Origin of the sequence: Parapedobacter sp. (genome assembly GCF_035556095.1) — a bacterium.
Taxonomy (GTDB): Bacteria; Bacteroidota; Bacteroidia; order Sphingobacteriales; family Sphingobacteriaceae; genus Parapedobacter.
In genome coordinates this window covers 206,313-220,565 of the sequence record NZ_DATMFT010000004.1, presented here as the reverse complement: position 1 = coordinate 220,565, position 14,253 = coordinate 206,313, and the positions used below count along the sequence as shown (strand labels likewise).

Annotated in this window: 15 protein-coding genes; 3 read left to right on the top strand and 12 right to left on the bottom strand. The window is 51.5% G+C overall.

Features of this window, described 5'->3' with window-relative positions:
- Positions 1 to 13: 13 nt before the first annotated feature.
- Positions 14 to 607, bottom strand: a complete 594-nt coding sequence (locus VNQ80_RS01865) for a YceI family protein (RefSeq protein ID WP_325635737.1) — start codon at positions 605 to 607, stop codon at positions 14 to 16.
- Between the two features lie 288 nt (positions 608 to 895).
- On the opposite strand from VNQ80_RS01865, the gene VNQ80_RS01860 reads away from it, so the two are divergent.
- Positions 896 to 1,456, top strand: a complete 561-nt coding sequence (locus tag VNQ80_RS01860) for a sigma-70 family RNA polymerase sigma factor (protein WP_325635735.1) — start codon at positions 896 to 898, stop codon at positions 1,454 to 1,456.
- Positions 1,449 to 2,099, top strand: coding sequence for a hypothetical protein (locus VNQ80_RS01855; RefSeq protein ID WP_325635733.1), 651 nt, complete (start codon positions 1,449 to 1,451; stop codon positions 2,097 to 2,099). The genes VNQ80_RS01860 and VNQ80_RS01855 overlap by 8 nt, the downstream gene beginning before the upstream one ends.
- A 24-nt stretch (positions 2,100 to 2,123) precedes the next feature.
- Here VNQ80_RS01855 and VNQ80_RS01850 read toward each other — a convergent pair whose 3' ends face one another.
- From VNQ80_RS01850 to VNQ80_RS01825, 6 genes are all read right to left on the bottom strand, one after another.
- Positions 2,124 to 2,699: a nitroreductase gene (locus VNQ80_RS01850; RefSeq protein ID WP_325635731.1), complete on the bottom strand. Its 576-nt coding sequence runs from the start codon at positions 2,697 to 2,699 to the stop codon at positions 2,124 to 2,126.
- A 54-nt stretch (positions 2,700 to 2,753) separates the two neighbouring features.
- A complete protein-coding gene (pepT, locus tag VNQ80_RS01845) occupies positions 2,754 to 4,013 on the bottom strand; it encodes a peptidase T (RefSeq protein WP_325635729.1) in 1,260 nt (419 codons plus the stop codon).
- 77 nt (positions 4,014 to 4,090) lie between these two features.
- Positions 4,091 to 4,585, bottom strand: a complete 495-nt coding sequence (locus VNQ80_RS01840; RefSeq protein ID WP_325635727.1) for a DinB family protein — start codon at positions 4,583 to 4,585, stop codon at positions 4,091 to 4,093.
- 198 nt (positions 4,586 to 4,783) lie between these two features.
- Positions 4,784 to 5,596: a hypothetical protein gene (locus VNQ80_RS01835; protein WP_325635725.1), complete on the bottom strand. Its 813-nt coding sequence runs from the start codon at positions 5,594 to 5,596 to the stop codon at positions 4,784 to 4,786.
- 15 nt (positions 5,597 to 5,611) lie between these two features.
- Positions 5,612 to 6,469, bottom strand: a complete 858-nt coding sequence (locus tag VNQ80_RS01830) for a hypothetical protein (protein WP_325635723.1) — start codon at positions 6,467 to 6,469, stop codon at positions 5,612 to 5,614.
- A 290-nt stretch (positions 6,470 to 6,759) separates the two neighbouring features.
- Positions 6,760 to 7,266: a GNAT family N-acetyltransferase gene (locus VNQ80_RS01825; protein WP_325635721.1), complete on the bottom strand. Its 507-nt coding sequence runs from the start codon at positions 7,264 to 7,266 to the stop codon at positions 6,760 to 6,762.
- A gap of 89 nt (positions 7,267 to 7,355) precedes the next feature.
- Between VNQ80_RS01825 and uvrB the strand changes: the two genes are divergently transcribed.
- Entirely contained in the window at positions 7,356 to 9,392 is a 2,037-nt protein-coding gene (gene uvrB, locus VNQ80_RS01820) for an excinuclease ABC subunit UvrB (RefSeq protein WP_325635719.1), read from the top strand.
- Positions 9,393 to 9,397: 5 nt separating this feature from the next.
- Here uvrB and VNQ80_RS01815 read toward each other — a convergent pair whose 3' ends face one another.
- From VNQ80_RS01815 to VNQ80_RS01795, 5 genes are all read right to left on the bottom strand, one after another.
- The gene (locus VNQ80_RS01815) at positions 9,398 to 10,681 is read right to left on the bottom strand and encodes an NAD(P)/FAD-dependent oxidoreductase (protein ID WP_325635717.1); all 1,284 of its coding nucleotides are present in this window, start codon (positions 10,679 to 10,681) and stop codon (positions 9,398 to 9,400) included.
- Between the two features lie 67 nt (positions 10,682 to 10,748).
- On the bottom strand, positions 10,749 to 11,519 hold the full coding sequence (locus tag VNQ80_RS01810; RefSeq protein WP_325635781.1) for a 4-hydroxyproline epimerase: 771 nt from the start codon (positions 11,517 to 11,519) through the stop codon (positions 10,749 to 10,751).
- Positions 11,452 to 11,757: a proline racemase family protein gene (locus VNQ80_RS01805; RefSeq protein WP_325635715.1), complete on the bottom strand. Its 306-nt coding sequence runs from the start codon at positions 11,755 to 11,757 to the stop codon at positions 11,452 to 11,454. The genes VNQ80_RS01810 and VNQ80_RS01805 overlap by 68 nt, the downstream gene beginning before the upstream one ends.
- A 39-nt stretch (positions 11,758 to 11,796) precedes the next feature.
- Positions 11,797 to 13,305 (bottom strand): aldehyde dehydrogenase (NADP(+)), encoded by a 1,509-nt coding sequence (locus VNQ80_RS01800; RefSeq protein WP_325635713.1) that lies wholly within the window; start codon positions 13,303 to 13,305, stop codon positions 11,797 to 11,799.
- A complete protein-coding gene (locus tag VNQ80_RS01795) occupies positions 13,302 to 14,252 on the bottom strand; it encodes a dihydrodipicolinate synthase family protein (RefSeq protein WP_325635711.1) in 951 nt (316 codons plus the stop codon). The genes VNQ80_RS01800 and VNQ80_RS01795 overlap by 4 nt, the downstream gene beginning before the upstream one ends.
- Position 14,253 lies beyond the last annotated feature (1 nt).

Here is a 14,253-nt window from a genome sequence, read left to right as displayed (position 1 = left end):
TGTATGAATCCGTTTATTGTGCCGTTAATTTTCCATTGTAGCTTACGGTAATCTCGTCGCCGGTCTTGATGGTACCCATCATCACGGTCGGTGGCTTTACATCGTAGACAGTCATCTTGAACGTTGTGCTTCCATTGAAGGTGACGCTCTTGTCCGATGGATTGAATTGACCAGTCGCCGCGATGGTCGTTTGTCGGGTAACGCCGGCGATGGTCAGCCTGCCCGTCGCCTTCACTTGGAAGGCATTGCTCCCCGTGGCGGTTACTGTACCTGAAGTCATCGTAAACGTGATGTTTTTGTGTTTGTCCGTATCCAGTGCTTTGTAAGCGTTTTTATCCAAAGCGCTCTTGTCGCTTTTCAATGATTCGGCAGCAACGGTGAATGTCAATGTGTTTATTTTTTTTACCTGGTTACCTTCGATTGTAAATGAAGCCGTAGTTTGGCCACTGGATGAACCCATATTCCAATCGTGCAGCGTGGAAGTCCCGTTTATGGTAACGTGGGTGGTAGCCGATCGGTAAGTATCCTGCGCGTTTCCCGTTAACCAGGGGATAAAAAGCAGCATGACTGCGGTAGCGAGGGTGGTTCGTTTAATTCGTGTTTCCATGGTCACCTATGTTTTAATTGTTTACATGTAGGTTCGAAGCCTTTCTTCTTACCTTCTCATGACAAAACTAGCGGTTCACAAGGCTCGCTGTGATGCGGATGCACAGGTAAAAAAGTAATCGTCATTAAGTTTTTTGTGGTTGCCAAATGATTGTAATCCTGTTAGATCGATGGCTTGAGAAACGATTAGAGAATCCGTATGTCCGAAGGAATTTTTTTTTCTGACAAAGGTCAGCTTTTTGGTTAGGTTATTTCGGGATATTTCGTACGTTTGGCTAACGTGTCATCGATGGTATCAGCACTTGAAGAAACGAAACTGTTAGCAAAATACCGGGAAACTGGCGATTTGCATTTGCTGGGCAAGCTATATGAGCCATACATGCCACTCATATATGGATTGTGCCTCAAATATTACAAAGATGAGGCAAAGAGTGAGGATGCGGTGATGGAGATTTTTGAATCGCTCATCACGAAGCTACGTGCCCATGAGGTGAGCAATTTCAAAAGTTGGTTATACACATTGGCACGAAACCACTGTCTCATGGATTTGCGGTCGGCCAATCGGATCACCACCATAGACATCGATGACCACCTTGTGGAAAGTGACGCTTTTCTGCATCCATATGATGGAACAGAAGGCATCCCTGAGGAACAGCTTGCATTGATGGAATCTTGTTTAGAAACGCTCAATCGTGAACAGCAAATGTGCGTTCGGTTATTTTACCTCGAACAGAAATGTTATAGGGAAGTTGCCGACATCACTGGCTTCGACCTCAACAAGGTGAAGAGCCACATACAAAACGGCAAACGCAATCTGAAAATCTGCATGGAGAAAAATAGACATGAATAGCAGTTACCAAATTGTCCGTATACAGCGATATCTCAACGGTGAACTCAACAGGGATGAGATGTATGAGCTAGAGCGTGAAGCACTTGACGACCCGTTGTTGCAGGATGCTATTGATGGCTACCGGATGCAGAAGAATGTCAGTCACCGGCAGCTAAGCCTGTTGCAGCAACGACTAGCCAACCGCATTGCTGGGCAAGCAAGAGAGCGTGACGCGTTTTTCTTCGGGTGGCAGCGCCTCGGCGTGGCAGCCACCGCTTGCGTGTTAATGGTGCTTGTACTGGTGCTGTTGTGGATGCGCAACCAACCGGCCCAACAGCAGGCCGAGAAGGAAGTACGCGTGGAATTGGCATCTCCTGAATCGTTGGTTAGGGCCCATGCGGCTGCCGCGACAGGCCCCGGATTGGACGCTCGCCCGGCGGAGGGGTGGGACGCCTTCAATGTGTATCTTAATGACAAGCTTGCCGGTACCACCTTGAAGGGAAAAACAATACTAACCTTTGATATCGATGCGCAGGGGGTGCCAATTAATATCCAGGCAGCCGATGATGCTGATGCTACCTTGCTCAGCGAGGCCCGTCAGGTGCTAGAGCAGGGGCCGCCGTGGACCGGCAGTAAGGGGCAAATGGAGATTACATTCGAATAGGTGCGGCGCAGCACAACGGTTTCGCTATTCTTCCCACCGTACTTTTTCGCCGAGCGGCCGGCGGTTTGCTATCCGGGGTGGCTCGTTATGATACCCCATGTAAAAGAAGCCAAGGCATTCTTCATTCTCCGCAAGACCTAAGAAATCACCGATATGCTTGATGGTGCCCGGGCTACTCCAATAGCCGCCGATATCAGCTGCGGAAGCTGCGAGCCAGAGGTTCTGTACGGCGCAAGCCGTGGCCGCAAGTTCTTCCCATTGCGGTATAAGGCCGCTGTATGATACAACGATAGCCATGACCGCTCCCGACCGTAACACTTTGTCGCGGGTGCTTTCCAACTTTTTCTGGAGGAATTGCTCCGGTGATGTGTGTGCCTTGTAGAGCGATGCCAATTGGTCCGCCAACCGGGACAACCCCTGTTCCCGAAATACAACAAACTGCCACGGCTGGGTGAGTTTGTGTGTAGGTGCCGCGTCGGCACAATCCAGCAGCTCCGTCAGCAATTCCTTGGGGATCACTTGTCCGGTATAGCTTGGTGGGAACACCGCCCGACGATGGTTGATTATGTGTTTTATGGTCTCGAAATGAGTTGATGGCATGCTGTTAAGATTTTAGATATGAGATATCGGGGCTTCGCGATGCTCAGCTTACGACTAATGACTAACGACTAAACAAACTACGTGCAAAATAGTCCGTACGGCCTTTTCCATGTCCTGTACAGATACCCACTCCTCTTTGCCATGGAAGGCATGCCCCCCGGCAAAGATATTGGGGCAGGGCAGGCCCATGAACGAAAGCCGCGAGCCATCGGTCCCGCCGCGGATACTCCGGCGGATAGGCTCCATGCCCGCGCGCCGGATCGCCTCCAGACCAATTTCCATGATTTGTGGGTAGCGGTCGAGTACCTGTTTCATGTTGCGGTACTGTTCCGTCACGTCAAACCGGTAATGGCAACCGGTATGCCGGGATACCATCGACTTGACAATACCTTCCAATTCCTGTTCGTGGCGCCGGAGGTTGTCGTCATCGAAATCGCGGACAATAAATTCAATGGAGGCCTGTTCGACGCCGCCCTTGATGGCCACCGGATGTACAAAGCCTTCGCGCTTGCTGGTCGTCTCGGGCGATAGCCGCTCTTTAGGTAACGCATCGACGATACTGGCAGCAATTTTTAGTGCACTTTGGAGCTTGCCTTTTGCAAAGCCGGGGTGCACGCTGATACCATCGATGGTGACGATTACGCCATCGGCCGAAAAGGTTTCGTCTTCGATGGATCCCGCAGTTTCGCCATCCACGGTGTAGGCGAAATCAGCACCCAGTTTCGCCAGATCCACTTTATCCACCCCACGCCCGATCTCTTCATCGGGCGTAAACAAGATTTTGATCATGCCGTGTTTGATTTCTGGGTGTGCCATCAGCAGTTCCGCGGCGGCCATGATTTCCGCTACACCGGCTTTGTCGTCCGCACCCAGCAAGGTGGTGCCGCTGGCCGTAATGATGTCGTTGCCTAGTTGATTGGCCAGATCGGGGTGGTCGCTAGGTCTGATGACCACAGTAGGATCATCGGGCAATGCGATGTCGCCACCCTCATAGTTGCGGTGTACAAGTGGCTTCACAGCGGTACCCGAGCAGTCGGGTGATGTGTCCATGTGGGAGCAGAAGCAGATAACCGGCGTGAGTTTGTCGATATTGGCCGGAATGGTTGCGTACACATAGCCGTGTTCGTCGAGGTGCGCATCGTTGATACCCAAGGCCAACAGCTCGTCGACGAGTATCCGGCCGAGGTTTTTCTGCTTTTCGGTGGAAGGATAGCTCGGAGACGTTGGGTCGGATTGGGTGTCTACCTGCACATAGCGGAGGAAGCGCTCTTCGGCGCTGGATGCAGGTAAATTATTGATGGTCGACTCATTCATGATAGCGCCAAAGATAGGAAATGATTGGGTAATTCTGAGAATTACCCAACGCAGCAACTGCCTAAACAGGATATACCTTACCCCATCTCATCGGCGCTCGGCCCGTAGCTGCCCGGTATCGGAATATCCAGCAGGCGCAAGAAAACACCCAGCTGGGCGCGGTGGTGGATCGTTTGGGCGAATGCATGGCGGACCATGCCGTATTTGGTAGTGTCCAGATACACGGCCTCACCGCCCCGCATGATCCACGGCTTATCCAGCAAAGCTTCCGGCAAGCGCTCCAACGCCGATTTACCGATCTGGTACGATTTTTCGAACAGGGCCAGCAGGTCGGCATTACTTTCAATGGGGGTCGGTGTGTAATTCGCCTCGTTGAAGTCTAAAACATCCTGATCCACGGCTATTGAAAACCACGATGGGATTTCAGCCAGATGCGTGGCCAACTGTTTCAAAGTCATACTTTTCGGATGCGGCGACCAGTCGAACCGATCTTCCGGCACCAGTGCCAGCATTTTACGAGTAATTGTCGCTTCGCTTTCCAATTCTGTCAATAGTTCTTTGATGATGTCCATTTTCTCTCTATTTTAATTTCTACAGCAAAACTAGTTGCAGTTAATGACAGCCTTTTGTCAGGATAAGAAAGATAAGGTTATTTTGTTTTCTCCAACGACTTGATGCGCTGTATCAAGGTATCGATGGTGACCGGCTCACGGCAATAGAACCGACATACAATGCCTAGGACAATCTTGATACAGGATATAAGTCTGCCGCTAATCGGGCATGCGACCGCCATTGATGCGAAGTATCCTCCTCGTCAAAAGCGTGGCCCTGCCGTCCGGATTGATACGGCAAACAATCCCCATGTATTGGTAACGACGGTGCAGGCGGCTATCCCACTCCCACTCTCTGTGCCAGACAGCTCCAAGGGATTGCAATTTGGACCCGATCACGTCGGAGACTTCCGAAGGAATCCCCGTGCTCATCCGAAAATCGACCAACAAGCCATCTTCCGAAATAGCGCCACCGAAATTAAAAACAGAGTCGTTCGCCGCATGCCCGTCGGGCAATTGATACTTCTGGTCCAGAAAGGTGTTCAGGTCAAGGTCGTTTCCTGCAAAACGGGCAATGGGATTTGAACGGGTATGAAGATAGGCGGTGTTTGCTACATCCGGCCTACACCAATGGTAAAAACCATAATGTATGGAATCAACGGTAACCACGGCCTGGATAGTATAGTAATTGTTGCTGTCCTGCAGTCCTGTGATATCGGCTCCATAATCGATGGCGACTTTCGGTAGTGAGGGCAAATCGATATAACCCAACGAACTGCTGTACCTTCCGGCGTTCTCTCGGCCCAACGTTTCGACCTGTTCTTTTTCGGAATGCCGTACAAATGCCACGGAAGTCGGCATTTCCGACTCGTAATCGACAACAATACGTACAATACCCGGATGTGCTGCAAAAAACGCTTGGTTTGACGTGCTTGGAAAGCCTAGCTTAAACATGGCCAGGAGGTTTCCTTGCCCCATGACGCTGACCGCAAGGGCGTTGAAAAGAAAAGCGAGGCACCATTTTTTGTCCATATACAGTCGCTGAGGTTAATCACTTGCCGATGACAGGGCAGATGGTGTGGGAATGATTGTTACCGTCCCATCGGCTTCCAATTGCACATACAATTTTATGGGGACACGCACCGGTCTGCCTGACGAATAGTAGATTCCTGGCGTCCATTTGGCTTGTTCGACAACGATGTTCTCGGATACGAATACTGTTTCGAGTTGGGACTTTATCCATTCGGAAAAGGAGGTCGCCTCACCGGACAGCAGGTCCAATCTCGGCAAATACCCCGTTCGGTTGACGACACCGCCAAAGACCAAAATCGAATCCCCCGATGCTTTGACACCACTTGCCTGGTATGCGTTCGTAATCGTGTGACTTACCGCATCTATTTCGCCTTTAAATCGTGGCGTAAACATATCAAAATTGCCATCGGATTTACCGATTAACTGGTACGATTCATATCCATAATACACGACGGAATCGCTATGGATGACCATCCATGTACTTCTGCTTGTTTTTCCGGGATCGTTGTCCCCATCAACATAAACAGCCGTAAAAGAAGGCGTTACAAAATTGATTGGGCTATATAGTTTCCTGAATAGGTAGGCATCGCCTTCAAATTCCATATCAAACGGCTCGCCGTGTTTCCCGTCGGTCAGCGTCGTGTCAAATTGCAAATAGAAAGTGGTTGGCGGATTCGCCCCGAATCTTGCCCGGATCGATTTCACGAACGGGTACTTTTCGAAGAAAGCGTTATTAGACGTATCCGGCTGCACGATATTCCAGGAAAGGCGGGGGAACGAACCGACCGCATGCGGCTCCCTGTTTCGCTGCGCCGTTGCCGTAAATAGGACGGAAACACTCAATAACAACGTAATGATAGCATATTTCGTCATGGTCAGTGTTAGCTGAGTGTTTTCAATAATCTTGTTACAAGTTTAATAAAAGCTGTTGTAACGTGCAAACGTACAACGGGATGCAACGGAAAAGATTGTTTGATGAAATCAATACATTTGATTTCAATATGATTTAATCCTTCATCCGCTACGGCAGGAAATGACCGATATTGATATTCTGGTTGACTTTAGTGGCTCAGTTGGTATTGGCTTTTTAAACTTGCCAACGAATTGGCAGAAGCATTTCAAGCCAGTTGCGGTTGAGTCTATATATTCAAAATGTCCAAGGCCTATTTCTGCCGGTTGAAATCAAGGACGAGTAACTCGCCGGGTAACCCGTCAAAATCCCGGAAAGCTTCTGAGACGAATCCGTTGTTTGTCAAAATCTTTCTCGACGGGATGTTATTTGGATCGATGATGGCGAAGAGCCGTTCCAGTCCCGGTAATTTCCGGGCGCGGTGGACCAATTGCTTTGCCACACGGTTTCCAATGCCCTGTCCCCAATATTCCGGAAGGAGGATGTAGCCCAGCTCCGCTTCCCCGCTATTCGCTTGCTCAACTTCCAGCTTGGCCAAGCCGATGAAAGCGCCCGATGCCGTGTCCGTAATTTTATAATAACCATATTCCTTCGCTATCGAATTGCGGGCCAGCCGATCGTTGAAATCGTCCATCGCTTCGTCCTTAGGCAATGCCCGCTCGGTAATCATCGCCATTACCCGGGCATTGCCGACCAGCAGGAAGTAGTCTTCGAAATCGTGGGGTGTGAATTTGCGGAGTGTCAGCGCGGTTGTCGTCATCCCGCAAAAATAGCCTGTTTTTCCTTATCTTTGTTCGCTCCGGTGAAACAATCCACGTCTCGCTTGGTTTCTTAAAAAGTCCGTACTGCATGAAATTCAAACTCACATCCGAATATATGCCCACGGGCGACCAGCCCGAAGCCATCCGCCAATTGGTCGACGGCGTCAATGCGGGCGAAACATACCAAACCCTGCTTGGCGTAACCGGGTCGGGAAAGACCTTCACCGTGGCCAACCTCATCCAGCAGACCCAGCGGCCCACACTGATATTGAGCCATAACAAGACGTTGGCGGCACAGCTATATGGTGAATTTAAGCAGTTTTTTCCCGAAAATGCCGTCAATTACTTCGTTTCCTATTACGATTATTACCAACCGGAAGCGTACATTGCTTCATCCAATACCTATATCGAAAAAGATTTGGCCATCAATGACGAGATCGAGAAACTCCGGCTTCGTACCACATCGGCACTGATGTCGGGCAGGCGCGATGTGATTGTGGTTTCGTCGGTATCGTGTATCTATGGTATGGGTAATCCAGAGGATTTTTCGCGCTCGGTGTTCCGCTTTGCCGTGGGTACCGTCATTAGCCGGAATGCTTTTTTGCATCGGTTGGTTGAAATATTATATTCACGCACCACCACAGATTTCAAACGAGGCACTTTCCGTGTGAAAGGCGATACGGTCGATATTTTCCCCGCTTACATGGATGAAGCCTACCGTATTTCCTTTTTCGGCGACGAAATAGACGAACTCAGTGTCATCGATCCCATTTCGGGCAAAACGCTGGAAAAAATGGAAGACATGGCACTGTTTCCGGCGAACCTGTTCGTCACGCCAAAAGAAAAATTCACCCAATCGCTGTGGGCGATAGGCGAGGAGCTCGAATTACGCAAAGAGCAATTGTTGCTGGATGGGAAACCGTTGGAAGCCAAGCGGCTTGAAGAGCGGGTTAATTATGATCTGGAGATGATGCGCGAACTGGGCTATTGCAGCGGCATCGAGAATTATTCGCGTTTTTTTGATGGACGGCAGCCGGGTATGCGCCCGTTCTGCTTGCTGGACTATTTCCCCGATGATTACTTGACGGTCATCGACGAAAGTCATGTCACGATTCCGCAAATACGAGCCATGTATGGCGGCGACCGCTCGCGGAAATTGTCGTTGGTAGAATACGGGTTCCGCCTGCCGGCAGCATTGGATAACCGTCCGCTGAATTTCCCCGAATTCGAATCAGTCGTCGGTCAAACCGTATACGTGAGCGCCACACCGGGCGATTATGAACTGCAACAAACGGAAGGCGTGGTGGTCGAACAGGTGATCCGGCCGACGGGGCTGCTCGATCCGATGATTGAAATACGTCCGGTCATCAACCAGGTGGATGACCTATTGGATGAAGTGGACCGGGTAACCAAAGAAGGTGGAAGGATATTGGTGACCACACTTACCAAGCGCATGTCCGAGGAGCTCACGAAGTACATGGCCAAGTTGGGAATCCGCGTACGATACATCCATTCGGAAATCAAGACGCTGGAACGGGTGGAGATTTTGCGTGGATTGCGGCTCGGCGAATTTGATGTATTAGTAGGCATCAACTTGCTACGGGAAGGACTGGACCTGCCAGAAGTAACGCTGGTAGCCATATTAGATGCCGATAAGGAAGGATTCCTACGTTCGGAGCGGTCGCTAATCCAAACCATCGGCCGTGCCGCCCGTAACGATAAAGGTCGTGTAATTATGTATGCCGATACCATTACGGAAAGCATGCGGGTTACGATCGATGAAACCAACCGGCGCCGCGATAAGCAGATCAGGTATAATGAGGAGCATGGCATAACACCTCGGACGGTCGGCAAATCGCGCGAGGCGATCCTAGAACAGACATCGGTGGCCGATTTTAAAGGCGGAGATGCCAAGATTTATGTGGAGCCCGAGCCGACGAGCAGTATCGCCGCCGATCCGCTGGTGCAATACATGAGCAAGCCACAGTTGCAGCAGGCTATCGAAAAGGTGCGTCGAGACATGAACAAAGCAGCTAAGGAGATGGATTTCCTGCAAGCGGCCAAACTACGCGATGAGCTGTTTGCGCTGGAGAAGACGTTTGCCGAGTTGTTCGGTGAGGGGTGAGGGGATCAATTAAACCGTTCCGGGTCGAACAATTGAATGCTGGTGGATGGTTTTGCTTGCCGGGCAACTTCGGATACGATTTTGCCGGCCGCCGGCCCAAGGCTGAGACCCATCATGCCCATTCCACCCGCAACAATCAGATTGGAAATTGACTTCGAGCGGCCGAGATAGGGAAGTCCATCCGGTGAACATGGCCGGAATCCATGCCAAATGTTTTTTTCGTCAGGCATCTGTAGCCTGTATTCCGAATAATACTGCGGCACGGCGCTCACGATACCTTCTACCCGTTTCCTGTTGATGCGGTGATTAATCGGAGCAAGTTCCATGGTTCCGCCGATACGCACTTGGCCACCCATGGGGGTCAGCGCCACACGAGCTTCGATTAACAGCGCCGGATGTTTCAGTTTCCCCTCAAACGCCGACGTCATGAACGAGTAGCCTTTGCCCGGCATCATCGGGATGGTTATGCCCGCTTTTCTTGCCAACTGGCCCAACCACGCACCACCGGTAAGTACCACTGTGTCTGCCGAATATTCGCCGTTATTAGTGAGCAATTTTGTGATTTTGCCACTATGACGAACAAAGCCGGTCACTTCCGTATGGGGGATGAGCGTCACGCCCAACTGCTTGAGCCGCTGGAGGAGAAGGGACATCAATGCCGGTGGATAGAGATGGGAATCGCTGAGAAAGTGGGTGGCCCCAAAAACATCCAGCATGACGTTGGGTTCAACGGTCTGCATCTGTTCCCGGTTCAATACGTCTACCTTAAGGCCCAATGCCCTAGCTTTTTCGGCCAGATGAACTTCTTCTTCAAACGCCTTTTCCGTCTTGCAGAGCATAAGGATACCTCGGTGTTCTAGGCCGAAATCGTTGCCCAATTTGGCTGCTAGGCCGTCGTAAAGGTCTCTGCTGAGGTTGTTCAGTGCCAGGATGTGGGGCGCCGACCGCGTTACATGCTTTTCGTTGGCATGCCCCATGAATTTCAGTCCCCATGAAATCATCGAAAGGCTGGGGGAAGGCCTTAGAAGAAATGGACTCCGGCTATCGAATAACCATTTAATGCCTTGCATTACAATGCCTGGTGCTGCCAGTGGCGTAAAATGGCTAGGCACGATCATGCCGGCACTGCCGTAGGAGCAATTACCGGTAAAGTCGCCACGATCTACCACGGTCACTTTCCAGCCATCTTTGGCCAGGTAATAAGCGGATGCGAGTCCAACAATACCGCCACCCACCACGAGGACACTTCCTAGGGGCGGAGTTGCAGTGGATTGATTATGAGCGGACATTCCTTATTGTGAGGTTTTAAAAACTAACAGCATTGACTGATGACAACTGACAACTGATGACTTACGACTAGATGACTTGAAACCCATGCGCATACGGGTCATCGTCGTCTATAATGATGGTATTGTATCCCGTCACCATGGCCCAGCCTTCGATTCCTGGAACGATGGCCGGCTTTCCGTCGCCGAAAGCGTCGGCTATTTCTTCTTCGACCGTGCCGACAAATTTGGAACCAATGATGCTTTCATGTACGAATTTGTCGCCTGCCCTAAGCTTGCCCTTGGCATGCCATTGCGCCATCCGCGCGGAAGTGCCGGTACCGCAGGGCGATCGATCGATAGCCTTGTCGCCGTAAAATACCGCATTTCGAGCTGTGGATGTGGGGTCGAGTGTTGCTCCCGTCCACTGGATATGGCTCAATCCGTTGATGTTTTCATTTTCCGGGTGTACGAATGTGTATTGGTCGTTGAGTTGACTACGCAATATCCGGCTCCAACCGATCAGTTGATCGGCCGAGTAATGTTCCAGTCCCGGGAAGTTCGCCTGGGGATCGATAATGGCATAGAAATTCCCACCATACGCTACATCAACGGCTAACGTGCCCAGTCCGGGGCATTCCACGGTCAATCCTTCGGCGGCCAGAAAAGACCTGATGTTGGTTAGTTTCACCGACTTAACCTTTTTACCTTCCTGCACATATTCAATTAATACCAGTCCCGCTGGTGTTTCTAGCCGCAGTTTGCCCGGCGTTCTCGGAATAATCAATCCTTCTTCAATGGCGATGGTAACTGTGCCGATGGTGCCATGGCCGCACATGGGTAAGCATCCACTCGTTTCGATATACAGAACGCCTATGTCGTTGGCTGGGTCGGCGGGGGGGGTAGAGGATACTGCCGCTCATCATGTCGTGGCCACGTGGCTCGAACATCAGTCCCTTCCGTATCCAATCGTATTCGGCTAGGAAATGTAATCGGCGCTCCATCATGCTATTGCCACTCAATTGTGGGCCGCCCCCAGCTACGAGTCGTACCGGATTTCCACAGGTGTGGGCGTCGATACAGAAGAATGTTTTTCTCACAAGCTGTCTTTTGCTCTTTGTTTTTTATTCGTTGAACGTTTATCCTACCTCGCCTTCCATCCTTCCATCTTTGCTCCCTCTGGTCAACTCACCATTCACCGTACGCCAGATGCCCAGCGGGTTGCCGTTTTTGAGTTCATCGGGCAACGTTCCGTCGGGCCAGTTCTGGTAACTGATGGGCCGGGCGAAGCGCTTGATGGCATCGGGCCCCACCGAAGTGAATCGGCTGTCTGTAGAAGCCGGGTAGGGACCACCATGTTGCATTGCACCGCAAACTTCCACGCCTGTGGGGAAGCCGTTGAGCAGCAAGCGGCCACATTTTTCGGTTAGCGCTTCAATCAACGCTGTATGTTGATCCAGTTCTGCGGGGTCTCCTAATACCGTTGCGGTTAGTTGTCCTTCGAGTTGATTGGCGATGGCTACGGCTTCTGCTTGGTTCTCATAGGTAACCACGAGGCCAAAAGGTCCGAATACTTCGTCACCCAGTTTCGGGTTGGCTAAGAAAGCCTGTGCTGAAACCGTGGCCACCGTGGCGTTACCGTGGGTTTCGGGGTTGTCCTCGTCTACCGCAACCAATACGTCGACACCTGCCTGGCCCAACAAATCGGCCTTGTTTTTATGGTATGATGCCGCGATGCCTTGGTGTAGCATCTGGGCCGGAGCCACTTGGCCGATCTGTGTCTTTAAGGTGTTGAGGAAACGCGGCAGCTCCGCATTCTTTGGAGCTACAAGGATGCCGGGGTTAGTACAGAACTGGCCTACGCCCAACGTGAGGGAACCGGCATACTGCGTGGCAACTTCTTCGGCTGCGGCAGCTAAGCGCCCAGGTAGCAGGAAGACGGGGTTTACGCTTCCCATTTCGGCAAATACCGGTATCGGCTCCGGCCGTTGGCTGGCGAGGTCGAACAGTGTCCTGCCCCCATAGAGTGAGCCCGTAAAGCCGACGGCTTTGACGAGTGGGTGTTTCACCAAGTATTGGCCGCCTGTGGCACCATCGGTAGCGATTGCCACAAAAAGACCGCGTGGCATCCCTGCCTTCTCCACTGCCCGTTCAATCGCACCGGCCATGATGGCTGAGGTTGTGGGGTGGCCGGAATGGCTTTTGAAGATAACCGAACATCCAGCGGCGATGGCCGACGCTGTGTCGCCACCGGCGGTCGAAAATGCGAATGGGAAATTGCTCGCCCCAAATACAACCACCACACCGAGTCCGGTATAGGTCTTGCGGATGTCGGGTTTGGGAGGCGTACGGTCGGGAATCGCTGTGTCAATCTGTACGGGTAGTACGTTGCTGTTCACCAGCGCATCCGCATAGGCCCGCCACTGGTTAACGGTACGCGCCTTCTCACCAACAAGGCGTGCTTCCGGAAGACTAGTTTCCGATTGGGCGGCAGCAATCAATTCGGTACCGAGCGCTTCGATTTCGTCGGCAACGGCATGCATGAATGCTGCCCGCTCCTTGATGTTTAATTTCTTGAAGCCTAAAAATGCCTCCTGTGCCCGCAATATGTAGGGATCGATTTCCTGAATGGGGATGTTTTCGCTCATGACGCTTGTTCAATTGTTGTCCGGGTCGGTAAATTTAAGTAATCTGGCAATACCGGGCGAGTCGCAATAGCATCTTTAATGATTTTTTGTACGCGGGCCAACTCTTCGCCGGCTAATGGCAGGCGCGGTGCGCGTACGTATTCATTGCTCAGTCCTTCAGCGGTTGCCGCGAGTTTAATGTATTGCACCAGCCGTGGATGGATATCAAGTTCCAATAACGGCATAAACCAACGGTATATCGCCAACGCCTCATCTAGACGGCCCGCTTCAGCTAGCCGGTAAATAGCCACTGTCTCACGCGGAAACGCATCGACTAAACCCGCTACCGAGCCATGTGCACCCACCAGCTGGCTCTCCAGTGCAATGGTATCCACGCCGCCCAATATTTTGAACCGGTCACCAAAGCGGTTGATCATCCGCGTGATGTTGGTCAGGTCGCGCGTGGATTCTTTAACGGCGTCGATATTCGGGCATACTTCGAGTTGCTCAAACATTTCCACGGTTACGTGGGTGGCATAGTCTACCGGATTATTATAGATCATAATGGATAGGTTGGTAGCCGTCGCTACAGTTTTGAAATACACCACCACTTCCCGGTCTGACGCCTTGTAACGCATGGGGGGGAGAAGCATTAGCCCATCCGCTCCGAGCCGCTCTGCCTCCTTTGCAGCCTGTACCGCATCGGCGGTGGTCTGTTCCGCAATGTTGAGGATCACGGGTATGTGCTCCGGCACATGTTCTTTGGCAAACACCAGCAGGTCGTACTTCTCTTGTGTGCTCAGTGTGCTCACCTCGCCCAACGATCCAGCGATGATCAAACCGGCGACCCCGGCATCGATCTGTGCTAGGAAATTCTTTTTAAACATGTCATAGTCGATCGTCCCTTCCGCGGTGAAAGGCGTCAGTAATGCGGGATAAATGCCACGCCAAAGTTCAGTTTTGCTCATA

Bases quoted from the DNA above. Each gene is read 5' to 3' on its own strand.
- VNQ80_RS01865 (WP_325635737.1), bottom strand. From the start codon at position 607: ATGGAAACACGAATTAAACGAACCACCCTCGCTACCGCAGTCATGCTG.
- VNQ80_RS01825 (WP_325635721.1), bottom strand. From the start codon at position 7,266: ATGACGACAACCGCGCTGACACTCCGCAAATTCACACCCCACGATTTC.
- VNQ80_RS01840 (WP_325635727.1), bottom strand. From the start codon at position 4,585: ATGGACATCATCAAAGAACTATTGACAGAATTGGAAAGCGAAGCGACA.
- VNQ80_RS01795 (WP_325635711.1), bottom strand. From the start codon at position 14,252: ATGAGCAAAACTGAACTTTGGCGTGGCATTTATCCCGCATTACTGACG.
- VNQ80_RS01835 (WP_325635725.1), bottom strand. From the start codon at position 5,596: ATGGACAAAAAATGGTGCCTCGCTTTTCTTTTCAACGCCCTTGCGGTC.
- VNQ80_RS01860 (WP_325635735.1), top strand. From the start codon at position 896: ATGGTATCAGCACTTGAAGAAACGAAACTGTTAGCAAAATACCGGGAA.
- VNQ80_RS01815 (WP_325635717.1), bottom strand. From the start codon at position 10,681: ATGTCCGCTCATAATCAATCCACTGCAACTCCGCCCCTAGGAAGTGTC.
- VNQ80_RS01830 (WP_325635723.1), bottom strand. From the start codon at position 6,469: ATGACGAAATATGCTATCATTACGTTGTTATTGAGTGTTTCCGTCCTA.
- VNQ80_RS01800 (WP_325635713.1), bottom strand. From the start codon at position 13,305: ATGAGCGAAAACATCCCCATTCAGGAAATCGATCCCTACATATTGCGG.
- VNQ80_RS01850 (WP_325635731.1), bottom strand. From the start codon at position 2,699: ATGCCATCAACTCATTTCGAGACCATAAAACACATAATCAACCATCGT.
- pepT (WP_325635729.1), bottom strand. From the start codon at position 4,013: ATGAATGAGTCGACCATCAATAATTTACCTGCATCCAGCGCCGAAGAG.
- VNQ80_RS01855 (WP_325635733.1), top strand. From the start codon at position 1,449: ATGAATAGCAGTTACCAAATTGTCCGTATACAGCGATATCTCAACGGT.
- uvrB (WP_325635719.1), top strand. From the start codon at position 7,356: ATGAAATTCAAACTCACATCCGAATATATGCCCACGGGCGACCAGCCC.